Source organism: Myxococcus sp. AS-1-15 (assembly GCF_020037055.1).
GTDB classification, from domain to species: Bacteria; Myxococcota; Myxococcia; order Myxococcales; family Myxococcaceae; genus Myxococcus; species Myxococcus fulvus.
The window spans coordinates 849,226-871,228 of record NZ_JAIQDF010000002.1; the positions used below are offsets into that span (position 1 = coordinate 849,226).

Here is a 22,003-nt window from a genome sequence, read left to right on the forward strand (position 1 = left end):
TCAGACCTCCTCGAACGCGGCCCCGGTGACCTTGGCCTGCTCCAGGGCCACCTTGAGGTCCTCGGAGACGATGAGGGCGATGGTCCATCCCCAGGTGCGGAACACCTTGGCTCCGCCCACTTTCGTCGAGTCGATTCGCATGCCGAAGACACTGCGGTACTGGTCGAGCTTGTCCGGACGTTCATCCTCCGGCTTCCAGTAGAGGACCTCTTCGGTGGCCTGGTCGTCGATGCAGCGGATGAGCTTGGTGGCCACGAGCATGACGTACTGCTCTGGAGTGCCTTCGACATCGACGGGGAAGAGCTGAACGTCGTCGGGCGCCAGCTCCGCGAAGAGGTGGGCCACGCGGACATGGACGATGGGCGCGCTCCCGACGCCTGCCATACAGAAGTCCAATCGTCGTCCAGGCTCTCTGATGGGAAACGTCAGACGGCCTGGAGGCGGGATGGGCTGTCCCATCGCGAAGGCCCAGATGTCCTCGACCTCCTGACCCGTCTCGCCCGAGGGGTCTCCCAGGTACCAGTTCCCGCCTTGGACGTCTTCGCTGAGCCTGAAGTAGCGCGGTGGGTTCGGCATGACGGATGCTCTAGCTATCACACTAGCCCTGCGTCAGAAGCTTATGGAGTCGTGTCCCGGGCGTCTGTGCTTCCTGGGCGAGTTTGCGCAGCTCGCTGGTGAGTGCCTTGCGACAATCCACCACGGTTCGACATCCTGACAAAGCCTGCCTCAGTCGCTCGTCGATCTGCTTGTGATAACGCATGGGATGGGGGCCTTTATGGCCTGCGACCTTGACGATGTTCTCCGGGTCCTTGAGTTCCATCCCGGCGCGGGTGAAGAGCTCTCGGAATCGTGGTGTCCAAGGTCCTCCTCGCGCCGTGGAGACATCGTTCTTGTTCGTGGCGATGTGATGCTTCTGGGGCTTGCCCATGCCCTGGTTCGCCATGGCCAGCGCATTCGGCGCGAGTGCGACGGTGAATCCCTCCGAAGTGAGCGCGATGGACCGGACGCTTCCCACCGCCGCATATTGGAAGCCGGCCTGGGTCTCCACGGCGAGGGCTGCCTGCGCCGAACCTGGGAGTCGAGGGGCCTTCGCCGCGAGTCCGGCCGTGTTGCCGATGGCGGCCGTGGCCAACATCAAGAAGACGCGTGCTGAGTTCTCCCCGAGGACTTCGCCGTAGGACTCGCCGGCCGAGTGGAGTTGCTCGAAGGTCCTGGCCTGGTCGACCGCGCGGACCAGCGTCAGCCATCCATCCAGCAGGCTCCACACCGTGTCCACGCCGAGGTAGGCGATGGCAAGGGCCGTCAACGTGGCCGCGACGCCCTTGGACACGGGCTCGGGGAGCGCCCAGAGCAGCAGGTACATGGTCACCGCGGAGGTGAGGGTGGCCATGACCGCGCTCGGGTCCGTCATGTCATCGAGGGCCTCCAGCGACGCTTCCCATACGGAGCCGAGGGCGATGGCCAGCGCCAGCGTGTACTTGCCATCGCTGGCCAATAGAGGGCCTTCATCGAGCAGACGTAAGCAGTCTCCAGGCTGGTCACGTCGTTCGCACCACTGGCCATAGGCGCGCGTCAGCTCGTCGTCCGCATAGGACTCGAGCAGGTGGGGGCCCGCTCCATTCTCCTGGGACTGGGGAATGAGCCGTGATGGGCCGCGCTCGTACCGGTACACACCGCTGCGTGTGGGCACGCCGAAGAGCTCCCGTGCCTCCTTCATGGGATGGCGGAAGGGCGGAACGTCCCGGGCCAGCGCCGCCAGTGACTCCTCGAACTCAGCGTCGTCGATTCTGGCCTCTTCGACCTCTCCGCCGACGTCTTCGTACGGGGTGAGCGTCACGGAGCCGTGCTCCGTCTCCAGCCGCACGACCCGGCTCGTCGCACAGCCAGGGATACACATAATCACGAGCAGCGGTAGTGCTCTGCGGAGCCACATGGAGAATCCCCCGGCGAGTCGCCAGCAATGCGCGGGCATCATCGTTGAGTGCCGGGTGTGTGCTCCACATGTCGCCTCCTCAAGGCCCTGGCTTCGAGCAGGGCCTCACTCGCGCAGGAGCCACTCCAGCAGTTCCTTGGCCGAGTCCACGTGGACGAAGTGGCCGGCGTTGGGGAACGTCGTCACCGGGCAACCAGCGGCCTCCAGGCGCGCGGCCTCGGCGTCGGAGACGTAGCGCGAGCGGCCTCCTCGGACAGCGCGCATGGGCGGACGGTCCGGACGCTCCACCGCGACCCACAGGTCCGTGCCGTTGACGCGCGAGTGCAGCTCCGCGAGCGCCTGCCGGTCGAAGCGCCAGCGCACCCCTTCTCCCTCCGGCATCAGGTTCATCACGAGCCAGTCGGCCAGGTGGTCGGACAGCCCACGCGAGGTGAGCTCGGCGCGCATGTCCTTGCGGTTGGGCGCGCGCGGCGGCGCCTGGAGGAGGATGCCCAGCACCATGCCGCTGTCGGACAAGTCGTACGGCACGGGGCCCGGCGCGATGTCGAGCAGCGAGACGTGGGCGACCGCCTCCGGGACGTGGAGGCTGGCGGCGAGCGACACGCGGCCTCCGAGCGAGTGGCCCACCCAATGGAGCGCGCCGCTGAAGCCCTGGGCCCGCGCGGTGTCCACCACGTCGCGCGCCACGCTGAAGAGGTCCGAGCTGGGCGGCGGGACAGGGGAGGCGCCATGGCCGGTGAGGTCCGGGAGGAGGAAACGGCGCCGAGGGTCCGCCGCGCTCCACGCCGTCGCCAGCGAGCGCAGGTTGCGCCCCGTGCCCAGGAAGCCGTGCAGCAGCACCGTGGGCACATCCCCCTCACCGACCTGGAAGCTCTCGAGGACCACGCGACTCACACCTTTCTGGCCAGCCCGGGTGCGCTTGACCCGGGGGTGGGCCGTGCCGCTTCATACCCCGAACTTCTCATCGACGAGGTCGCTTCGCGTGTCCACTGTCTCCCTGTTGTTGTTCGTGCTCTCCGCCGCCCCCGTGACGGGCAAGGCCGCTGACCCGAAGGCCGCCATCACCACGGTGCTGGATGACTGGCACCTGGCCGCCGCCCAGGCGGACGAGGCGCGCTACTTCAAGTACTTCACCCCCGACGCCATCTACCTGGGCACCGACGCCACCGAGCGCTGGACGCGCGACGAGTTCCGCGCGTGGGCCAGGCCCTACTTCTCGAAAGGCAAGGCGTGGACCTTCAAGGCCACCTCGCGCCACATCACCGTGTCCAAGGACGGCAAGGTGGCCTGGTTCGACGAGGTGCTCGACACGCCGAACCTGGGGGCCAGCCGTGGGAGCGGCGTGCTGGTGAAGGACGGCTCCACCTGGAAGATCGCCCAGTACAACCTGTCCATCCCCATCCCGAACGACATCGTCGATGACGTGGTGAAGCGCATCGCGGAGGCGTCGAAGCCCGCGGCGGCGCCCGCGCCGAAGAACTGAGTTGTCGCAGAGCCCCTGCGTGGGAAATCTCGGCCTGGGGGCCATCGCCGACAGTGGACCTGGACAGGGTGAACCTCATGCCGGCACGAGGTCTGCACTGGCCTCCTCGTGGCGCTTCTCTCCGGTGGTCGGAGGAAGGGCCGCGGGTCAGCGCCACGTGTGAAGCCAGACGCTGCAACGACATGGCGACGCACGCGACGAAAGCGACCCTGCCAGAACGTCACATGAGGTGAAGAACAGTCATGAACCGGAACAAGTCCAGGCAGCACCGCCGTCACCGTCGCGGCATGACGCTCATTGAAATCATGGTGGTCATCACCATCCTCGGGCTCATCGCCGCGGCGGTCGGCGTCGCCGTCATGCCCATGCTGGGAGAAGCGAAGGGAGACAGGGCCTCGTTGGACATCAAGAACATCGAGACCGCCCTCAAGCTCCACTACACGAAGACAGGACACTTCCCGGACACGAGCGCGGGGCTCGGCGCACTCGTGGAGAGCCGGGTCCTGGAGCAGCTCCCCAAGGACCCGTGGCAGAACGACTACGTGTACCTCAACGAGGGCGGCCGCCCCGTCGTCCTCTCCTACGGCGCGGACGGCGCCGCGGGCGGTGAGGACGAGGCCGCGGACATCTCGTCCAATGCCACGCTTGCTCCGCAGGGGTGATGGGCGAACGGAGAGGGAGGGGTTTCCCCCTGGGAAGGGGTTGAAGACGAACTGAGCCCCTCGCGGGCCGCCAGGGCGTCATGGCTGGAGATTTCACTCCTGGCATGTGGGGCCAGGCAGGCGACGCCTCCAGCGCCCTTCTCTCACCTTGCATCCAAGGCACACGCCAAAGTATCTGGCCCGAACCTGGTGTGCTGCGGAATCCGGGCACTCATGGGGGACGGATGATCCGCTGCATGTTGTTCGACATGGATGGGACGTTGCTCTTCACGGAAGAGGCGAACTTCATCTCATATCGCCGCGCCTTCGCCGACGTCGGCTTCACCCTGGAGCAGGCTGCCTACCAGCGCGCCTTCGGCCTCCGCTTCGACGCCATGGTGAAGGAGGTCGGCGCGGAGTTGAGTCCGGAGGACGCACGGCGCGTGCGTGAGGCCAAGGCCCGCTACTATCCCGAGTCGTTCGACCAGGTGCGCCCCAATGTTCCCCTCATCACCTTCCTGCGCTCGGTGCGCGCCCAGCACAAGACGGGGCTGGTGACGACGGCCGCCACGGCCAACGCACGGGCCCTGCTTCGACACTTCGACCTGGCCCCCCTCTTCGACGTCACCGTCTTCGGCGAGGACGTGGCGCGCCCCAAGCCCGACCCGGAGGGCTACCTGCGCGCGGCGACGCTCGCGGAAATCCCCCCCTCCGAGTGTCTCGCCTTCGAAGACAGCCCCAGCGGCATCGCCGCCGCCCAGGCCGCGGGCATCCGCGTGGTGCGCATCCAGGAGCCCACGTGAAGCGCTCGCGCCTGTGGCCCCTGGCGCTGGTGGCCGTGGGGCTGCTCATCAGCGCCGCCTTCCTCGGGCGCTTCCTGACGGAGTCGCGCGAGTCCGGTCAGTGGGTGCCCTCCGGGCATGTGCCCTTCTGGGCCGTCCCCATCGCCGTGCTCTGTCAGGGAATCGCCCACTCGCTGCGCACCAAGAACGCCCAGCGCCTGCTGCGCGTGGTGCGCCCCACCACCTGGCGCATCCTCTTCTCGGGCCTGTCCGTCGGCTACCTCTTCACCGCCCTGCTCCCGTTCCGTCTGGGCGAACTGGTGCGCGCGCACCTCATCGGCACGCGCATGCGCATCAGCCGCGCGGTGGTGCTCTTCACCATCCTCTTCGAGCGCGCGGTGGATGGCCTGTTGTTGGGCCTGTGCGCGCTCGGCGTGGTGCTCGCCACGTGGTCGCGTGCCCCGGACGCCGCGGCGTTGATGCTCCGGCTCGCGGTGGGCGTGGGCGCGGTGAGCCTGGCGGCCGCGGCGCTCACCTGGCTGCTCTACACGCAGAACCGGCGCATGCTGAGTGCCCTGGGCCGCCTCACCGCGCTGCTCAACGACAGGCTGAGGGACCGCAGCCGCTTCGTGCTCTGGTCCCTCATCTATGGCACGCACGTCATCTTCCGCTCCGCGCGGCTGGGCCGCTTCGTGCTCACCGCCATGAGCATGTGGCTGCTCTACCTGACCTCCATGGCGGTGCTGGTCTGGGCCTACCTCCCCACCCGCGACCTGCTGGGCACGCTGGGCGCCTCCGTCGCCGCCTATCTCTCGGTGGGCGTCCCCTCCGGCCCCGGCTTCCTGGGCACTTTCCACTACTACTACTCGACCATCGCGCGAGGGTTGCTCGGCCTCACCGGCGTGCCGCTGGGACTGTCGCTGGTATCCTGGGCAGTGCTCATCGGACCGTTCTCCCTGGTGGGCCTGTACTTCCTGCTGGAGCGTCGCCGCGAACGCTCGGCCACCGCGGCCGAGCCCGCGCTGGAGCCGCTGAAGAACAAGCTGCACCGTGACTCCGACATCAGCCGCGAGTTCAGCCACTTCCTGGACGAGTACTTCTCCGGGCAGGCCCTCAGCCATGTGCTGTCCACAGGCGAGTTGCACGGGGACTTCCGCATGGTGCGCACCTTCAAGGGCGGCTCCAACGCCAGCACCCTGCTGGTGTGGGTGGAGCAGGCCCTGAGCGTGCGCAAGGTGACGCTGCCTCAGCACGCGGAGAAGCTGAAGGTGCAGCACGACTGGCTGCAGTCGCGTCGCCACCTGCCGCACCTGCCCCGCATCCTGCGCGAGCTGCGCGACGAGCGCTCCTACGCCTTCGACTTGGAGTACCGCGAGCAGTACGTCCCGTTCTTCCAGTTCATCCACTCGGAGGAGGTGGCGCGCTCCAAGCAGGTGCTGGACCAGGTGCTCGACTTCGTGGGGACCCACATCTATGCCCCGGTGGAGCCGCGCGACGAGCCCGCGGTGCTGGAGCGCTACCTGCGTGAGAAGGTCGAGGACAAGGTTCGGGACGCGGCCGCGCTCAGCCCCGTGCTCGCGGAGCTGCTCGTGCACGACACGCTCACCATCAATGGTCAGCGCTACGAGAACATCCTCCCCGCGCTCGCGCGCCTGCGCGCCAACCCCCAGGCGCTGGCGGAGCTGTCGCGCATGCGCGACACCCCCATCCATGGCGACCTGACGGTGGACAACCTCATCGTCCGGCGCGAGGACGCGGACTTCCTCGTGTTGGACCCGAACAACGAGAACGCCATCAGCGACCCCGTGGTGGACCTGGGCAAGCTGTGCCAGTCCCTGCACTCCGGCTACGAGTTCCTCTGCCAGCTGTCGCGCGCGCGGGTCATCGGCGCGGTGGTGGAGTACGAGGAGGCCACCTCCTCCCGCTACGCGGAGCTGTATGCCCATCTCCAGCATCGCTTCGAGACGACGCTGCCCCCCGAGGTGCGCCGCACCATCCTCTTCCACGAGGCGGTGCACTACTGCCGCATGCTCACCTACCGGGCCCGCATCAACCCGGACAGCCTGCCGGCCTTCTTCGCCACGGCCGTGCGCCTGTTCAACGCCTTCAATGCCCAGTACGCGCCGGTGACGTCCACCGGGCCGTCGTCCCTCCAGCGCTCGGCTTGAGCGCGCCTCCCCGGAAGCTCTCCCCATGCGTCCGCTCCACATCCTGCTCCCCATGGCGGGCCTCGGCTCGCGCTTCACCGACGCGGGCTTCACCACCCCCAAGCCGCTCATCCCCGTGGATGGCATGGCCATGGTGCTCAAGGCCCTCTCCAGCGTGTCCGACTGGGGTCTGGAGGTGGTCCACACCGCCGTGGTGCGCCGCCCGCACGAGGAGCAGTTCCAGTTGGCCACTCGGCTGCGACAGGCCGTGCCCGGGCTCCAGGTCGTGATGCTGGAGGAGATGACCCGGGGCGCGGTGGAGACGGCGCTCGCCGCCGCCGGGCGGATGACGGGCGAGCGGGGCCTGCTCGTGATGGACTGCGACTTGTGGTTCGACAGCCCCGCGTATCGCGAGCTGGTGCGAGAGGCGCTCGCGAGCGACGACCCGACCCTGGCCGGAGGGTTGCTCACCTTCCCCTCGCAGCTGCCGCGCTACAGCTATGCGAAGTGCGAGGGGGCGCGGGTGGTCCGCACCGCGGAGAAGGTGGTCATCTCCGACGCGGCCATCATGGGCGCCTACTTCTTCGCCACCGAGCGCCACTTCCTCACCGCGGGTCGGCTCCTGATGGACCGCCCGATTTCGGAGGGCATGCGCGAGTACTATCTCTCCCTGCTCTACAACCTCCTGCTGGAGTCCGGCGGCACGGTTCGCGCGGCGAAGGCGGCGCGCTACGCCTCCTTCGGCACGCCGGAGGAGCTGCGCCAATACGAGGCCTCGGGCCCCACGGTGCCTTGAATGGCGCGAGGCGTCGCGGTAGGGGAGCCGCGACGCAGCACCCGCGCGCCTCGCGCGAAGGAGCCTCTCGTGGCCGCCGAACGCATCCTCGTCTTCATCCCCATGTACAACTGCGAGCGGCAGATTCCGCGCGTGCTCGGCCGCTTCGGGGAGGACGTGCAGCGCCGCTTCGCCGAAATCATCGTGGTGGACAACGGCAGCCGCGACAACGGCGTGGAGGCCGCCGCCGAGGGCCTGGCGAAGCTGAAGCACCTGCCGGGCAAGGTGCTCGTCAACGACGACAACTACAACCTCGGCGGCTCACACAAGGTGGCCTTCGAGTATGCGCTCGCGCACGGCTTCGACCGGGTGGTGGTGCTGCACGGCGATGACCAGGCGGACATCAACGACCTGATTCCCATCCTGGATGCGGACGAGTACCGCGAGCGCGACTCCCTGCTGGGCAGCCGCTTCATGAGCCAGTCGCGCCTGCAGGGCTACTCGCGCTTCCGGACGCTGGGCAACCACGTCTTCAACCTGTTGTTCTCCCTGTCGGCGCGGCGGCGCATCCATGACCTGGGCTCGGGCCTGAATCTGTACTCGACGCGCTACCTGGAGCCGCGCTTCTACCTGGGCTTCCCGGACAACCTCACGTTCAACATCCACCTGCTGCTCGCAGGCATCCACCGGGGCTCGTCCTTCGGCTTCTTCCCGCTGAGCTGGCGCGAGGAGGACCAGGTCAGCAACGTGCGCATGGTGCGCCAGTCGTTGCAGACGGGCCGCATCGCGCTGGAGTACGCGAAGTCCCCGGGCGCCTTCCTGGCGAAGGACTGGAGCAGCCGCCCGGGTCGGCCCTACACCTCAACCGTTGTGGCGCAGGTGAGCGGGGGGAACATCGAGCGCACCCGCGTCCCGGCCTTCCCCTCCCGCTGACGGCGGCAGGGCGGCGCGGGCGCGCAGCACTCGGGCCTCGAACCAGGCCAGCGGCACGGCGAGGTGGCCGAACATCCACAGGTCGGCGACGTAGGATGGGTGGCTGGCGGGGCCGGCGACGAACACCAGGCAGGCGGGCGCGAGGACGGCGCCCGCCGTCACCGCGGAGGCGGGCAGGGTGCGCCAGCGGGACACCAGCCACAGGGCGAGCAGCAGCGCGGGCACGCCATTCCAGGGGAAGAACAGGGACTTGCCGCCCCGAGCCGGCCAGCTCTCGTCACGCAGCCAGTGGGTGATGCGTGCAAGCGATTGAGGCGCCCGCGCCGGGTCCAGGTTCAGCTCGGCGAGCAGCCGCACGCCGTGTGGCGGGTACTGGTCCTCGGGCTTCCACTTCTCCCGCATGTAGAGGAAGGGCGGGGGCGTCTTCGGGCTCAGGCCCAGCGTGCCCGCGAAGGTGTAGACGCGGTTGGACAGCATCAGCGCGGGGTTGTCGCGCACCATGCGCAGGAAGCGCTTCTTGAGCTCCGCCATCTTCTCGTCGGAGATGGGCGGGTTCAGGGAGTCCCAGTAGCAGGGGGACTCCTCCGCCTTGTAGCGGTCCCTCAGGCAGGAGTACGCAATCACCGCGTCCATCGCGGCCTGGTCTCCCTCCGGGTCGGGCGAGTAGTACCTGTTGGTGACCAGGTAGCCCAGCGGGTTGAGGATGAGCGACAAGGCGTAGCGGTTGCCGCGCTCGGGGGAGGGGGGCGCGATGCGCGGCTCGACGGCGCGGCGGAACACCTGCATGAGGCCCAGCGTGCCGACGAGCAGGGCCACGGCCACTCCCACGCGGACCTGCCGCGAGGCGACGAGGACGGCGGGCACGTAGAGCACCAGCGCCATGCTGTCGCCGCGCAGAAGGGTGGCGGTGGCCGTCAGCAGCACCAGCGCGGGGAGCGTCACGGGCGTGAGGCCGGAGGCGCTGGTGAGCGCGCGGCGTACCATGGCGCGCATCAGGATGAGCGCGATGGACAGGCGCAGCAGGCCATTGATGATGTCGTGCGAGAGGTAGATGGCCAGCAGGCCCAGGGGGATGGACGTCACGACCAGCGCGACGAAGAGTCCCCCCACACGGCGTGACAGGCCCTGGCTGAGCAGCAGGGAGAAGAAGTCCGCGAGCAGCGCGCTGAAGAGAAAGAGATTGAAGAGCGAGAGGCTGGAGAACTGGCCGGTGGCGCGGTGGATGCCGTGGGCCCAGATGCCCCAGAAGGTGCTGAGCCAGGGTTCCACCTGATACTGGCTGGAGACAGACAGCGATTGGAGCGCGTCGCTGTAGTAGTGGCCCGGCCACTCGCCTGCCCACCAGAGCAGGAAGACCGCGGCGAACAGGGCCCACAGGCCGAGGAAGGAGCGCCAGCGGTGGCGCACCGACACGGGGTCCACGCGCCCGGCGCCTCGGGTGAAGCACCAGGCGAGGAAGAAGGTGCAGAGGGCGCTGACGAGCGAGAGCAGCGTGTCGCTCGTCTGGAGGACCCGCCGCTCCGGACGGGCAGGGAGCGGCGTGGGCCAGGTCGACCGCATCAGGCCGAAGACGACCGCGCCGACGAGCAACGCCAGGGCGGCGAGCCCCAGCTCCACCCGGTATCGGCCCACCCAGGAGCGTGCCTTGCCCCCCAACCCGCTGCGCACCTGCATCGCGTTTCACCTCAACGGCAATCCGTGCCGCTCGATTCGAGGGAGCGCAACGTATCCCCAGTTTCACCTTTCCTGTCGAGTGCTGTTCACCGCGAAAGCACCCGACGAATCCGGGCACGCCCCACGCGGGTCATCGGTGGGGACGGGCTCATCGTCACCCTCGCGAAGCCATGGCGTGGGGCGACGGGCCAGGAGAGCCGTCGCCCCGTGACACGCCGCTACGGCGTGTACAGCTCCGCCGAGGGCTCACCGGCGGGCCCGCAGCCCACCGCGAGCACCTCCTGGGTGTAGAGCGGCGTCAGCGTGAAGCCCGCGCGGGCGACGCGCATGCCCGCCGTCTCCTTCCAGGTGTTCGTCGCCGGGTCGAACAGCTCCGCGCTGGCCAGCGTGGTGGTGACGGGCTGTCCGCCCCCCACGCGCGACAGGCCTCCCGCCGCCATGAGCGCGCCCGACGCGAGCAGGGCGCTCGAGTGCTCGTGGCGCGTGGTGGCGAGGCTCCCCACCGGAGTCCACGTGCCCGTGGTGTGCGAGTACACATCCGCCACCTTCACGGAGAACGCGCCGAAGTTGAGCGAGTTGCCCGTGCGTCCGCCCGCGGCGAGCGCCAGCCCGGAGCCCAGCACGTCCAGCGTGAAGTCGCTCCTCCCGGCCCAGGCGATGTTGGTGGTGTACGTCCACGCCCCCGTGGTCGGGTCATAGAGCTCCACCGTCGGCGTCTGCGTCGTCATGGAGTTGGCGAAGTACGTGCCGCTCGCCGCCATCACCTTGCCATCCGGGAGCAGCACGGCGCTGTGGTCCGCGCGGCCGAAGTTGAGGCTGCCCGTGACCGACCAGGTGCCCGTGGCCGGGTCGTAGACCTCCGCGCTGGTCAGGTAGTTGATGGTGTTGATTCGTCCACCGGCCACGACCACCTTCCCGGTGGGCAGCACCGTCGCGGTGAAGCCCTCGCGCGCGTTGTTCAGGCTGCCACGCGCCGTCCACGTGTGGGTGTCCGGGTCATACAGCTCCGTCGTGGTCTGCGTGGTGGACGCATTGCCGCCGATGACCAGCACCTGTCCCCACGGCAGCCGCACGGCCACGTGTCCGCTGCGCGCCTGCGTCATCGAGCCCAGCGACGTCCAGGTCCTGGTGGCCGGGTCATACGACTCCACGCTCGCGAGCGGGGTGCCGGAGCTCGAGCCGCCCGCCACGAGCACCGCCCCCGAGGGCAGCTCCGTGGCGGTGTGCTGGCAGCGTCCCACCCACAGCGAGCCGGTGGCGCTCCACGACTGCTGTCCTGGCTCATACAGCTCCGAGGACGCCGTGGGCGTGGCGCCGATGGCGCCGCTGGAGAGCAGCACCTGCCCGGAGCGCAGCAGCGCGGACACGCCGCCGGTGCGGCTGGAGAGCAGGGGCGCGGTGGTGCTCCAGGTGCCCGTGGCGGGGTTGTACAGCTCGCTGGTGCCGCTGCTGTCGAAGACGAGCACCTTGCCGGACGGCAGCAGCGCGGCGTGGTGGCTGGAGCGGGCGCGGGACATGGAGCCGGTGGGCGTCCAGGTGTTGGTGGCCGGGTCGTACAGCTCCGCCGTGTTGGTGCCGCTGCCACCGGCGATGAGCACCTTGCCGGAGGGCAGCATCGTAGCGGTGTGGCTGTGGCGCGCCCGGCTCATCGGGGCGGCATGGGTGAAGCTGTTCGTCGCGGAGTCGAACAGCTCCGCGGTGCCCAGCGTGCTCAGCCGGCTGCTGCCACCCGCGACGAGCGCCTTGCCGCCGGGCAGCGCGGTCAGCGTGTGCCGGTAGCGACCTCCGTTCATGCTCGTGGCCGTCCAGCTGTTGGTGAACGGGTCATAGAGGTCCGCGCTGGAGAGGATGCCGATGGCGCCCGAGTAGCCGCCGGTGATGAGCACCTTGCCCGTGGTGAGCTTCGCGGCCTGCCCCACCGTGCGAGTCGAGGGAGAAGCGGCCGCGGCGGTCCAGGTCCCCGTCGTCGGCCAGTAGATCTCCGCGGTGTTGAGCACGACGCCCGCGCCCCCGCCGCCGTAGCCGTTCGCCACCAGCACGCGGCCGTTGTCCAGCAGGGTGGCGGTGTGCTCGCTGCGAGCGCCCGTCATCGAGCCCGTGGACGTCCACGAGGCGTTGGCCGGGTTGTACAGCTCCGCGGTGGTCGTCACGGCGCCGGAGATGCTGCCTCCGACGACGAGCACCTGCCCGGTAGCCAGCCGCGTGGCGGTGGCGTTGCCCCGCGCATACAGCGCCGAGGTGGTCGGGAGCCATTGTGGCGTCGCGAGGGCCGCGGTCTGAGAGTCCGTGGCGGGAGGGGGTGACTCCACGGTCGCGGGACCACAAGCCGCGCAGGCAATGAGCGTGAGCAGGGCAGGAAGGAGCGCAATTCGTTTCATGGGAGCGCCCGACGGCGCGGGAATCGCTCTCCGCTCGGGCGCGGCGAATCCTGGACCCTTATCCCAGTCAGTTCAAACGGACCCTGACCGGGTCGGTCGCTACCTCGGCGCTCGAAGGAAAGTTTTGAGCGTGGTGTGTCAGGAGTTGCAGCTCATTGGATGTAGGTGACGACCTGGCTCCGGCAGGTGGAGGGGTCGAAATAGGATTGCGTCGGGTCGATGGTGCAGAGGACCCCCTGATTGCCGGCGGAGGCCTGGTTGATGACGCCGGAAAAGACTCCGTTGCTGTCGCGGGTGACAGAGAATTGCCAGATGCACGTCTTCGCGGCGCCCAACGGATCCGAGGGGTTGGTCGTGAAGAGGTACTGGTGGGTTCCCGGAAGGTTGGTGAACACTCCCGCCGAAGCGAAACCGCCGGCGGCGACGAAGTTCGGGAAGGGAGGGGTCAGGGTCCCGGATGACGAGACCGTGACGCCGGTGAGGTTCAGGACGTAGTACTCCTGCCACGCCATGCACAGCAGGGGCATGGCACCCGGAGTCGAGGGGCGCGCAGGCAGCACGAAGGTCTCTGTCCAGGATGGCTCGGCGAGGCCGCTGGTCGGGGCAAGGGACAGCGGCAGGGCGAAAGCCAGCAATCGCTTCACGTTCCGGGTCACGAGAACCTCCTGGAATGCCATTGCGGGGATGGGCTCAATTCCTAACATGGTTGCCGTTGGCGCGGCAAACGAGGTGGGATTGAAGTGGGAGCAGATGTTTTCGAGGAGGCGTGGACTGGCCTGGAATACAGGGAGGTCGGGCGCGCCGGCGTCACGCGCCGGGCTCCGGGATGAATTCGCGCTTCCCCCACGGATTCGGATGCGGGTAGGGAACAGGACATGCCGAAGAAGTCCGTGTCGCCGACGACGCAGTGGAAGAAGGTGGAGAAGCAGGCCACCCAGGTGCTGGGGAGGGGCGCCGTGGGGCGCTACGCGGAGGACCTGGAGCCGCGCGTCGTGCCGTTCTCGGCCGTGCCCGACATCGCGTCGCTGCTGCCCGCCGAGTACGTCGAGTTCATCGAGGCGCTCGGCTATCGGTGGCTGTCGACCTCCGAGTCCACGCTGGGCTTTCTCCCGCCGCGCTGGCGGGTGAGCCTGTCCCAGCAGACCGGTGTCCCCGACCGGAACTGGAGCGAAGTCCGCGCCGAGCGCGAAGCGGGGACGCACACGTACGCGTTCGTGATGTTCGCCGCTCGCGACCTGGAGGACGTCAACGGCTTCGCCTTCGGCCAGGGCACCCAGGGCGACGGGCTGGTCGTCTGGAGCGTGGAGGAGAGCCTCCCCGTGGACGAACTGGGGCCGTTCTCCGCCTGGCTCGCGGAGGAGCTGGGCTCGATGGCCGAGTCACTCCAGGGCGCGGAGGAGGGCGCCACCTCCCAGGAGCCGCCGGACCTCGCGCAGGCCTCCCTCCCGAGGGCGGCCGCGTCCAAGGCCAAGGGCGCCTTCGTCCTGTTCGACAGGTTCCCGCGCGACTCCAAGGAGCTGCTGTTCAACGGCCGCAAGCTGGGGGAGCTGCCGCCGGTCATCGGCGAGTTCACCGAGCTGGAGTCCCTCTGGGTGCGCACCACGGGCATCCAGCAGGTCCCACCGGAGCTGGGGCGACTCACGAAGCTCAAGAAGCTGGACCTGTCCTTCAACCCCGCGTTGGCGCAGCTGCCGCCGGAGCTGGGGAACCTCGAGTCACTCGAGTCGCTCAACCTGCGGCAGACCGGCGTGACGACCTTGCCCGACTCGCTGGAGCGGCTGCGTCGCCTGACCTTCCTCGACCTCCAGTCCACGCCCCTGACGACGGTGCCGCCGGTCCTCTTCCGGATGCCGTGGCTCAGGACGCTGGACCTCTACTCGACGACGCTGCCGCCCCAGGAGCTCGAGCGGCTCCGGCTCGCGCTCCCCGAGTGCAAGCTGGGCCTGAGCTGACGCCTCACGTTCCGGGCGGCGTCAGTTTCACGCGCGGGACCACGCCCAGCAGCCTGCCGAGATGTGAGTCCTTCCCCAGCGTCCGCAGTCGCTCCTTCGCGATGACCAGGAGGAGCGCGTTGAACCCGAAGGCCACCAGCACGTGCCACCACGCATGGAACTGGGGGTTGGGGATGCCGTGCGCGGGGAGCGTCTCGTTGAGCGTGGGGCAGAACTGGATGTCGCTGACCCACAGCACGATGGCGAGCGCATAGGACGCGATGCCGAGCTGGAACAGCCGCTTCGTGCTCGCATCCGGGCTGCGCCGCTGGAGGACGTAGGTGCGGCCGAGCGCGAAGAACTCCAGCGACGCGAAGCTCACCTGGAAGAGGAAGAACTGGAGCGCGCCGCGCGTGAAGGCCGTCAGGTACGTCACCAACACTGCGTGACAGAACAACAGCCACGGGAACCAGCGCCCGAAGCGCTGCTGTGGGCGGTCCTCGAGCAGGATGTAGACGATGACGATGGCCAGATAGAGCATGGGCAGCTCGTCCAGCATCTGGTGCTCGCGGCGCAGCGTGGTGTGGAACGCGGTGCTGCCCACGCCCACCAGCGCGAGCAGCCCGAAGGCGAGCAGGAACCGTCGCTCCAGCACGCGCCAGTGGAGCACGACGCCCAGCACGCCGACGAGGACCAGCACCAGGCTGGAGGCCGAGTTGAACAGCTCGCCGATGTGGAAGAAGTGCTGGTAGTTCGTCTCGCACCAATCCACGGTCGAGGTGCTCGGGCCCCAGTAGCCCGTGGGAATCGCGGACATGTGGAGCGGAGCGTAGCACCTCGCGGCCTCAGCCCGTCCGGGCCCCGGTGCGCTGCTTCCACGCGGTGAGCAGGTGCTCGACGACGACGTCCAGGCCCACGCCCTGGGTGACCTGGGTGAAGACGAAGGGGCCGTCGCCGCGCATCTTCTTCGCGTCGCGCTCCATGACGCCCAGGTCCGCGCCCACGTGGGGCGCCAGGTCCGTCTTGTTGATGATGAGCAAGTCGGACTGGGTGATGCCCGGGCCTCCCTTTCGCGGCACCTTGTCCCCGCCCGCCACGTCGATGACGTACACGGTGTAGTCCGCCAGCTCCCGGCTGTACTGCGCCGCCAGGTTGTCGCCGCCGCTCTCCACGATGAGCAGCTCCGGCGTCAGCTCCTCCATGAGCTGCTCGAGCGCCAGCAGGTTGTGGCTGATGTCCTCGCGGATGGCCGCGTGCGGGCAGCCTCCCGTCTCCACCGCCTTGATGCGCTCGGGTGAGAGCGCGTGGTTTCGCACCAGGAACTCCGCGTCCTCCTGGGTGAAGATGTCGTTGGTCACCACGCCCAGCCGGTGGCGCTCACGCAGCGCGCGGCACAGCGCCAGCACCAGCGCCGTCTTCCCGCTGCCCACCGGCCCGCCGATGCCGATGGTGAAGGCGCGCGCCTGGTAATCACGCCGCTTCGGCTCCTCGCGCTCGTGGAAGTGGCCCGGATGCTCCCACTCCTCATGCGTGTGGTCGTGCTCATCGTCGTGGCCGTGGCCCCTGTGGTCGTCGTGCATGTGCGCTTCACCTCAGGACAGGAAGAGCCTCGAATAGAGGCGGTCGTGCGTGGAACCCAACAAGTCCAACAATGGCGAGGGCTGCGCGAGCGCCTCCAACCCCAGCCCCGCGCAGCGCTCCAGCACCGCGTCCAACAGCGGCGTCGCCTGGTGCTGGAGCTGGTGCGACTCGTGCGTGCCGACGATGCCCAGTCGCACCGCCGCCGACAGCGCGCCGCGCAGCGTGAGCGACAGGTGCAGCCGCTGCGCCTCCGACAGCTCCACCTCCAGCGCGCGGACCACCGCCCCGAACACCGGCGCGTGGTGGAAGCCAATCCCCGCGGCCCTCGCCGACTCGCGCAGCGGCCCCACCGGCCCGGGGAAGATGCGCGCGCACGTGTCCAGGAAGGCCCGGCCCTGCGTGCGGCTGGCCCGGTGCGCGACATGGCTGGTGAGGAACGCGTCCGCCCGCGCGTCCAGCTCCGGCAGCCGCGAGGGCTCGCGGTGCGCCGCGCTCAACAGCGGCAGGGCGCCATGCCCCGCCTGCCACAACAGCTCCCGCGTGAAGCGGCGAAGCTCCGGCGCGCCGCGCACCTCGCCGGCCTGCACCGCCGCCTCCAGGCCTCCCGAGTGGGCGAAGCCCCCCGTGGGAAAGCCCGAGTCCGCCAGCTGGAGCACCTTCCAGGACGAGCCCATGCGCGGAAGTCCCCGTCCTTTCAGAACAGCGAGTAGCGCTGCGCCAGCGGCAGTCGGACGGCGGCCTCGCAGCGGAGCAGCTCCCCGTCCGCGCGCACCTCGTAGGTCTCCGGGTCCACGGTGATGACAGGCAGGGCGTCGTTGAGCCGCATGTCGCGCTTGCCCAGTCCCCGGCACCGCTTCACCGCGACGGCGCGCTTGCCCAGGCCCAGCTCGCGCGTGGTGCCCTCGGCCAGCGCGCGCGGTGAGACGAACACGAGGCTGGTGGCCCCGAGCGCCCGGCCCCTGGCGCCGAACATGGGCCGCATCATGAACGGCTGCGGCGTGGGGATGGACGCGTTGGCGTCCCCCATCTGTCCCCAGGCGATGAAGCCGCCCTTGAGCACCAGCTCCGGGCGGATGCCGAAGAAGGCCGGGCGCCACAGCACCAGGTCCGCCAGCTTCCCCACCTCCACCGAGCCCACCTCGTGCGACAGCCCGTGGGCGATGGCCGGGTTGATGGTGTACTTGGCCACGTAGCGGCGGATGCGCAGGTTGTCGTTGTCACCCTGCTCGCCGGACAGCCGCCCGCGCTGCTCGCGCATCTTGTGCGCCGTCTGCCACGTGCGACAGATGACCTCGCCCACCCTCCCCATGGCCTGGCTGTCCGAGGACATGATGCTGATGGCGCCCAGGTCGTGGAGGATGTCCTCCGCGGCGATGGTCTCGCCCCGGATGCGGCTCTCCGCGAAGGCGACGTCCTCGGGGATGCCCGGGTCCAGGTGGTGGCAGACCATGAGCATGTCCAGGTGCTCGTCCAGCGTGTTCACCGTGTACGGGCGCGTGGGGTTGGTGGACGAGGGCAGCACGTGGTCCACGCCGCACACGCGGATGATGTCCGGCGCGTGGCCGCCGCCCGCGCCCTCCGAGTGGTACGTGTGGATGGTGCGGCCCTTGATGGCCGCGAGCGAGTCATCCACGTAGCCCGACTCGTTGAGCGTGTCGGTGTGGATGGTGACCTGCACGTCCTCGTCCTCGGCCACGGCGAGGCAGGTGTCGATGGCGGCGGGCGTGGTGCCCCAGTCCTCGTGCAGCTTCAGGCCGATGGCGCCCGCGCGAATCTGGTCCACCAGGCCGTGGGGCAGGGACGTGTTGCCCTTGCCGGTCAGGCCGATGTTGAGCGGCAGCGTGTCGGTGGCCTGGAGCATCCGCTGCAGGTTCCACGCGCCCGGCGTGCACGTGGTGGCCTTGGTGCCGGTGGCGGGGCCGGTGCCGCCGCCCACCCAGGTGGTGATGCCGCTGGCGAGCGCCTCGTCCGCCTGCTGCGGGCAGATGAAGTGGATGTGCGTGTCCAGGCCGCCCGCGGTGACGACGTGTCCCTCCGCGGAGAGGGCCTCCGTCGTCACGCCCACCACCATGCCGGGCGTCACGCCGGCCATGATGTCCGGGTTGCCCGCCTTGCCGATGCCGACGATGCGGCCCGCCTTGACGCCGATGTCCGCCTTGTAGATGCCCGTCCAGTCGAGGATGAGCGCGTTGGTGATGACCAGGTCCAGCGCGTCCGCGTCGCCCACGCCCGCGCGCTGGCCCATGCCCTCGCGCAGCACCTTGCCGCCGCCGAACTTGCACTCGTCCCCGTAGACGGTGGCGTCGCGCTCCACCTGGGCCCACAGGCCCGTGTCGCCCAGCCGCACCTTGTCCCCGGTGGTGGGGCCGAACATGTCCGCGTAGTGGCGACGGTCCATCTTCCGGCTCATTCGCGCTCCTCCTCGTGGCCGAAGCCCTGCTCGCGGACCTGCGCCATCGCGCGCTCACGGTTCTCGGCGGACACCTTGCCGCTGCCCAGCGCGTTGCCGCCCCGCACCACCTGCTCGCCCGCGATGGCGACCAGGCTCACCGTCTTCGTCTCCCCCGGCTCGAACCGCACCGCCGTCCCCGCGGGGATGTCCAGGCGGTGGCCGTAGGCCTTCTCCCGGTCGAACACGAGCGCGCGGTTCGTCTCGAAGAAGGGGTAGTGGCTGCCCACCTGGATGGGGCGGTCTCCCCGGTGCGTGACGCGGAGAAAGACGCTGTCGCGGCCCGCGTTGAGCTCCACCTCGCCGGGCAGCACGCGCACCTCGCCGGGGATGCCGTCGTCCGCCGCGGTGGAGGCCGTGAAGCGCTCCCGTGGGGGCACCGGCAGGAAGCTGCCGTACAGCGCGAGCTCCAGGTCGCCGTGCTCGGCGACGATGGGGTGGTGCACCGTCACCAGCTTGGAGCCGTCCGGGAAGGTGCCCTCCACCTGCACCTCCGCGAGCATCTCCGGCACCCCCCGCATCACCTGCGCGCGCCCCAGCAGCTTGCGCCCCAGGTCCATCAGCTCCGCCACGCTCCTGCCGTCACGGATGAACTCCAGCAACTGCGTGGCGATGAGCGCGACGGCCTCCGGGTAGCTCAGCCGGACGCCTCGGGCGAGCCGCTTCTGGGCCAGGAAGCCCGCCTGATGCAGCAACAGCTTGTCGACGTCTCGAGGGGACAGGTGCACGCGCGCGACTCCCGGGGTTCGACGGCGCCATGACTTGATGCGTCAACACTAGTGCAGGGCCGGGGTGCGCCGCCAGGAGGGGGCTCACACGCGGCGGGCCCAGGGGTCGTCCCCGAGGAGGGCGGGGAGGAAGGACAGCCAGTCGTGGGTGGTGCGCACCAGGGACTCGACGGAGACGGCGGCGGCGCGCAGGAGCAGGCCGTGGGGGCCCAGGGGGCTGGCGGAGGGGACGAGGTCGGCGCGTGGGGTGACGGGCAGCGCGGTGACGCGGGCGAGCAGGGCCTCGCGGGCGGTGGCCAGGGCGGGGCCGACGAGGAGGAGGGAGGCCATGGCCTCGAAGCGGCCGAGCCGCTCGCGCAGGGGGCCGTGGGTGGGGTCCAAGAGCCAGCGCTCGTCGACGAGGGCGCGCTCGCCCACGTGGACGCGCAGGGTGGAGGCGTAGTGGGAGAAGGCCCAGCGCTCGCCGCTGGCGCTGCGGCCGGAGGTGACGATGTCGGCGAGGACGAGCGACGCGGTGGGCGCGAGCCGGAAGGCGAGTGTCTGGGCGTAGCGCGCGCCGGAGAAGCACGCGGTGGGGTCCGGCACCCACGCGAGCAGGGCGTCGTCGCCCACGCGGGCGGACACGTCGCTCGTGCAGCCGGAGGGGGAGCGGTAGACGCGGTTGGCGCCCTGGGAGGACAGCCACGCGGTGGCGCCGGGGGCCACGTCGAGGTCGAGGCGGAGCGAGTCTCCGTCCACCAGCCCGCCGCCGAACGAGCTGGTGTACGCCCACGCGGCGTGGCCGTGGTTGCGCGGGGTGAGCAGTCGCAGCGGGCTGTGCGCCAGCGCGGTGCTCACCACGGTGCGCCCCCCCGCGCGCTCGAAGGCGAGCCGGGCGAAGCCCGCGCGTCGGGGTGTCTCGGAGGAGGGGACCTGGCTCACGTGGCTGGAGCCTGGACCAGTTGGCGCCGGAGGGAAAGGGGCCACCTCGCGTCAGACCTCCAGGGGCGTCGCGCGACGTTGCTCCCCTTGGACAGGCATTCTCCCGAGCCCCCCGCCGCATCACCTCTCTGCGGGGCTCCCGTGGCGACACGGGGGCCGGGGCTCGGGGAGCTCATGCGGGTGATACCCAGACACGATGTCTGGTGTTGCAGCGAAACGGCAGGCAGGGAAGCCCAGGGTCGGTCCAGTCTGCGGGATGGCGGACGCCTCGTTCGTTCCGGTTGATGCAGTTCTCCTGAATTGACAGACAACCTGTGTCTCCCAGTGATTTTCCTGGGATTTATCGCGGGCCGGCGCATCGGCGGACCGGTCACGGTGAGGAATGTCATGCGTGTGCAGGCGGAGCTCGAATCTCTCAAGCCCCGAGTGAACATCGGCGTGCTGGGCCACCAGGGCCACGGCAAGACGACCCTGACGGCGGCCATCACGAAGCTGCTGGCGAAGTCGGGTGATGCCCCGGTCTGGTCGCCGACGGGGTGGGGCACGGCCAGACAGACGCGGGCCCGGGGAATCTCCCTCTCGATGATGCACATGGAATGTCAGACGTCGAATCGGCGCTACTCGCACGTGGACCCTCCGTCGCATGTGGACTGCGTGAAGGGGCTGCTGACGGGGGCGACGCCGATGGATGGGGCCATCCTGGTCGTGTCGGCGGACGAGGGCCCCATGCCCCAGACGCGCGAGTACATCCGCCTGGCGCGCGAGGCCGGCATCAAGTCCATCGTGGTCTTCCTGAACAAGTGGCGCCTGATGGACGACCCGGAGATCCGCGAGCTGGTGGAGCAGGATGTCCGGACGCTGCTGAAGTCGTATGACTTCCCGGGCGATGAGACGCCCATCGTCATCGGCTCGGCGCAGAGGGCGCTGGCGGGCGACACGGGGGCGTGGGGGGAGCCGGCCATCCAGCGACTGCTGGAGGTGGTGGACCGCTCCATCACCCCGCCCAGGTGCGCGACGCGCGAGCCGTTCCTGATGCCGGTGCAGGGGGTGCGCTTCATCATCGGTCGCGGCGCGGTGGTGGGAGGGCGGGTGGAGCGCGGCACGCTCCATCTCCACGAAGAGGTGGAGGTGGTGGGCCTGGGGCCGACGCTGAAGACGGTGGTGACGAGCATCGGGCGGTTCCACGAGCCACTGCGTGAAGGCCGGGTGGGCGACAAGGTCGACGTGCGGGTCCGCGGCCTGGAGAGCTGGAGCCTGAAGCGTGGGCAGGTGCTGGCCAGGCCCGGCAGCATCCGCGCGCACCACCGGTTCATCGCGCGGGTCTACCTGCTGCCCCGGGCCGATGGGGGGCGACACGGCGTGCTGCTCGACGATGACCGCCTGCGGTTCTGCCTCCATGGGACGGACATGATGGGGGCGGTGAAGCTCTTGGAGGGGGAGCGGTTGGGGAAGCCGGGCGACAGCCTCCTGCTGCTGGTGGAGCTCACCGACCCCGTCGCGCTGGAGGAGACGCTGCGCTTCGAGGTGCGCGACGGCGGCCGCACCGTGGGCGTCGGCATCGTGACGAAGGTCTGCTGAGCCGCCCCCTCGCGGTCATCTCCAGGTACCGGGTTGCTGGCTTCCTTGTCGAGGCCGGGGGGAGAGGTG

The 22,003-nt window shown here is 69.6% G+C and carries 20 protein-coding genes; 8 read left to right on the forward strand and 12 right to left on the reverse strand.

From position 1 onward, the window contains the following. The 3 genes from K8625_RS09250 to K8625_RS09260 all read right to left on the reverse strand — a co-directional run bounded on the left by K8625_RS09250 (nucleotide 1) and on the right by K8625_RS09260 (nucleotide 2,818). Nucleotides 1-576 (reverse strand): imm11 family protein, encoded by a 576-nt coding sequence (locus tag K8625_RS09250; protein WP_223745891.1) that lies wholly within the window; start codon nucleotides 574-576, stop codon nucleotides 1-3. 22 nt (nucleotides 577-598) lie between these two features. Beyond that, entirely contained in the window at nucleotides 599-1,933 is a 1,335-nt protein-coding gene (locus K8625_RS09255; RefSeq protein ID WP_223782457.1) for an AHH domain-containing protein, read from the reverse strand. Nucleotides 1,934-2,038: 105 nt separating this feature from the next. Next, nucleotides 2,039-2,818, reverse strand: coding sequence for an alpha/beta fold hydrolase (locus tag K8625_RS09260; protein ID WP_223745893.1), 780 nt, complete (start codon nucleotides 2,816-2,818; stop codon nucleotides 2,039-2,041). Between the two features lie 97 nt (nucleotides 2,819-2,915). On the opposite strand from K8625_RS09260, the gene K8625_RS09265 reads away from it, so the two are divergent. The 6 genes from K8625_RS09265 to K8625_RS09290 all read left to right on the forward strand — a co-directional run bounded on the left by K8625_RS09265 (nucleotide 2,916) and on the right by K8625_RS09290 (nucleotide 8,694). Beyond that, nucleotides 2,916-3,416: a nuclear transport factor 2 family protein gene (locus K8625_RS09265; RefSeq protein ID WP_223782458.1), complete on the forward strand. Its 501-nt coding sequence runs from the start codon at nucleotides 2,916-2,918 to the stop codon at nucleotides 3,414-3,416. A gap of 242 nt (nucleotides 3,417-3,658) precedes the next feature. Next, nucleotides 3,659-4,078, forward strand: a complete 420-nt coding sequence (locus tag K8625_RS09270; protein ID WP_223782459.1) for a type II secretion system protein GspG — start codon at nucleotides 3,659-3,661, stop codon at nucleotides 4,076-4,078. Between the two features lie 236 nt (nucleotides 4,079-4,314). Beyond that, nucleotides 4,315-4,860 (forward strand): HAD family phosphatase, encoded by a 546-nt coding sequence (locus K8625_RS09275; RefSeq protein ID WP_223745896.1) that lies wholly within the window; start codon nucleotides 4,315-4,317, stop codon nucleotides 4,858-4,860. Then, a complete protein-coding gene (locus K8625_RS09280) occupies nucleotides 4,857-7,007 on the forward strand; it encodes a lysylphosphatidylglycerol synthase transmembrane domain-containing protein (RefSeq protein WP_223745897.1) in 2,151 nt (716 codons plus the stop codon). The genes K8625_RS09275 and K8625_RS09280 overlap by 4 nt, the downstream gene beginning before the upstream one ends. A 25-nt stretch (nucleotides 7,008-7,032) precedes the next feature. Beyond that, nucleotides 7,033-7,782: an NTP transferase domain-containing protein gene (locus K8625_RS09285; protein WP_223745898.1), complete on the forward strand. Its 750-nt coding sequence runs from the start codon at nucleotides 7,033-7,035 to the stop codon at nucleotides 7,780-7,782. 69 nt (nucleotides 7,783-7,851) lie between these two features. Then, nucleotides 7,852-8,694: a glycosyltransferase family 2 protein gene (locus tag K8625_RS09290; RefSeq protein ID WP_223782460.1), complete on the forward strand. Its 843-nt coding sequence runs from the start codon at nucleotides 7,852-7,854 to the stop codon at nucleotides 8,692-8,694. On the opposite strand, the gene K8625_RS09295 is transcribed toward K8625_RS09290, so the two are convergent. From K8625_RS09295 to K8625_RS09305, 3 genes are all read right to left on the reverse strand, one after another. Next, nucleotides 8,623-10,368 carry a hypothetical protein gene (locus tag K8625_RS09295; protein ID WP_223782461.1) on the reverse strand — a complete coding sequence of 582 codons (1,746 nt, stop codon included), beginning with the start codon at nucleotides 10,366-10,368 and terminating at the stop codon, nucleotides 8,623-8,625. The two genes, K8625_RS09290 and K8625_RS09295, sit on opposite strands and share 72 nt — an antisense overlap. Nucleotides 10,369-10,586: 218 nt before the next feature. Further along, complete coding sequence (locus K8625_RS09300; protein WP_223782462.1) at nucleotides 10,587-12,746, reverse strand: kelch repeat-containing protein; 2,160 nt, start codon at nucleotides 12,744-12,746, stop codon at nucleotides 10,587-10,589. 152 nt (nucleotides 12,747-12,898) lie between these two features. Further along, a complete protein-coding gene (locus tag K8625_RS09305; RefSeq protein ID WP_223782463.1) occupies nucleotides 12,899-13,402 on the reverse strand; it encodes a hypothetical protein in 504 nt (167 codons plus the stop codon). A gap of 219 nt (nucleotides 13,403-13,621) precedes the next feature. On the opposite strand from K8625_RS09305, the gene K8625_RS09310 reads away from it, so the two are divergent. Beyond that, complete coding sequence (locus K8625_RS09310) at nucleotides 13,622-14,698, forward strand: leucine-rich repeat domain-containing protein (RefSeq protein WP_223782464.1); 1,077 nt, start codon at nucleotides 13,622-13,624, stop codon at nucleotides 14,696-14,698. Nucleotides 14,699-14,702: 4 nt separating this feature from the next. On the opposite strand, the gene K8625_RS09315 is transcribed toward K8625_RS09310, so the two are convergent. From K8625_RS09315 to K8625_RS09340, 6 genes are all read right to left on the reverse strand, one after another. After that, complete coding sequence (locus K8625_RS09315) at nucleotides 14,703-15,494, reverse strand: ceramidase (protein WP_223782465.1); 792 nt, start codon at nucleotides 15,492-15,494, stop codon at nucleotides 14,703-14,705. Nucleotides 15,495-15,522: 28 nt separating this feature from the next. Beyond that, nucleotides 15,523-16,257 (reverse strand): urease accessory protein UreG, encoded by a 735-nt coding sequence (ureG, locus tag K8625_RS09320; RefSeq protein ID WP_223745905.1) that lies wholly within the window; start codon nucleotides 16,255-16,257, stop codon nucleotides 15,523-15,525. A gap of 12 nt (nucleotides 16,258-16,269) precedes the next feature. Beyond that, complete coding sequence (locus K8625_RS09325; protein WP_223782466.1) at nucleotides 16,270-16,932, reverse strand: urease accessory protein UreF; 663 nt, start codon at nucleotides 16,930-16,932, stop codon at nucleotides 16,270-16,272. 20 nt (nucleotides 16,933-16,952) lie between these two features. Continuing rightward, nucleotides 16,953-18,668 carry an urease subunit alpha gene (gene ureC / locus K8625_RS09330; RefSeq protein ID WP_223782467.1) on the reverse strand — a complete coding sequence of 572 codons (1,716 nt, stop codon included), beginning with the start codon at nucleotides 18,666-18,668 and terminating at the stop codon, nucleotides 16,953-16,955. Beyond that, complete coding sequence (ureA, locus tag K8625_RS09335; RefSeq protein ID WP_223745908.1) at nucleotides 18,665-19,435, reverse strand: urease subunit gamma; 771 nt, start codon at nucleotides 19,433-19,435, stop codon at nucleotides 18,665-18,667. The genes ureC and ureA overlap by 4 nt, the downstream gene beginning before the upstream one ends. 84 nt (nucleotides 19,436-19,519) lie before the next feature. After that, a complete protein-coding gene (locus K8625_RS09340) occupies nucleotides 19,520-20,356 on the reverse strand; it encodes an urease accessory protein UreD (RefSeq protein ID WP_324289123.1) in 837 nt (278 codons plus the stop codon). Between the two features lie 387 nt (nucleotides 20,357-20,743). Here K8625_RS09340 and K8625_RS09345 point away from each other — a divergent pair, with 387 nt between their 5' ends. Continuing rightward, entirely contained in the window at nucleotides 20,744-21,934 is a 1,191-nt protein-coding gene (locus tag K8625_RS09345) for a GTP-binding protein (protein ID WP_223782468.1), read from the forward strand. Nucleotides 21,935-22,003: the final 69 nt, after the last annotated feature.

Coding starts and splice junctions, on each gene's coding strand:
- K8625_RS09270 (WP_223782459.1), top strand. CDS start 3,659: ATGAACCGGAACAAGTCCAGGCAGCACCGCCGTCACCGTCGCGGCATG.
- K8625_RS09255 (WP_223782457.1), bottom strand. CDS start 1,933: ATGTGGCTCCGCAGAGCACTACCGCTGCTCGTGATTATGTGTATCCCT.
- K8625_RS09345 (WP_223782468.1), top strand. CDS start 20,744: ATGCGTGTGCAGGCGGAGCTCGAATCTCTCAAGCCCCGAGTGAACATC.
- K8625_RS09300 (WP_223782462.1), bottom strand. CDS start 12,746: ATGAAACGAATTGCGCTCCTTCCTGCCCTGCTCACGCTCATTGCCTGC.
- K8625_RS09275 (WP_223745896.1), top strand. CDS start 4,315: ATGTTGTTCGACATGGATGGGACGTTGCTCTTCACGGAAGAGGCGAAC.
- K8625_RS09310 (WP_223782464.1), top strand. CDS start 13,622: ATGCCGAAGAAGTCCGTGTCGCCGACGACGCAGTGGAAGAAGGTGGAG.
- K8625_RS09315 (WP_223782465.1), bottom strand. CDS start 15,494: ATGTCCGCGATTCCCACGGGCTACTGGGGCCCGAGCACCTCGACCGTG.
- K8625_RS09285 (WP_223745898.1), top strand. CDS start 7,033: ATGCGTCCGCTCCACATCCTGCTCCCCATGGCGGGCCTCGGCTCGCGC.
- ureG (WP_223745905.1), bottom strand. CDS start 16,257: ATGCACGACGACCACAGGGGCCACGGCCACGACGATGAGCACGACCAC.
- ureC (WP_223782467.1), bottom strand. CDS start 18,668: ATGAGCCGGAAGATGGACCGTCGCCACTACGCGGACATGTTCGGCCCC.
- K8625_RS09325 (WP_223782466.1), bottom strand. CDS start 16,932: ATGGGCTCGTCCTGGAAGGTGCTCCAGCTGGCGGACTCGGGCTTTCCC.
- K8625_RS09295 (WP_223782461.1), bottom strand. CDS start 10,368: ATGCAGGTGCGCAGCGGGTTGGGGGGCAAGGCACGCTCCTGGGTGGGC.
- K8625_RS09250 (WP_223745891.1), bottom strand. CDS start 576: ATGCCGAACCCACCGCGCTACTTCAGGCTCAGCGAAGACGTCCAAGGC.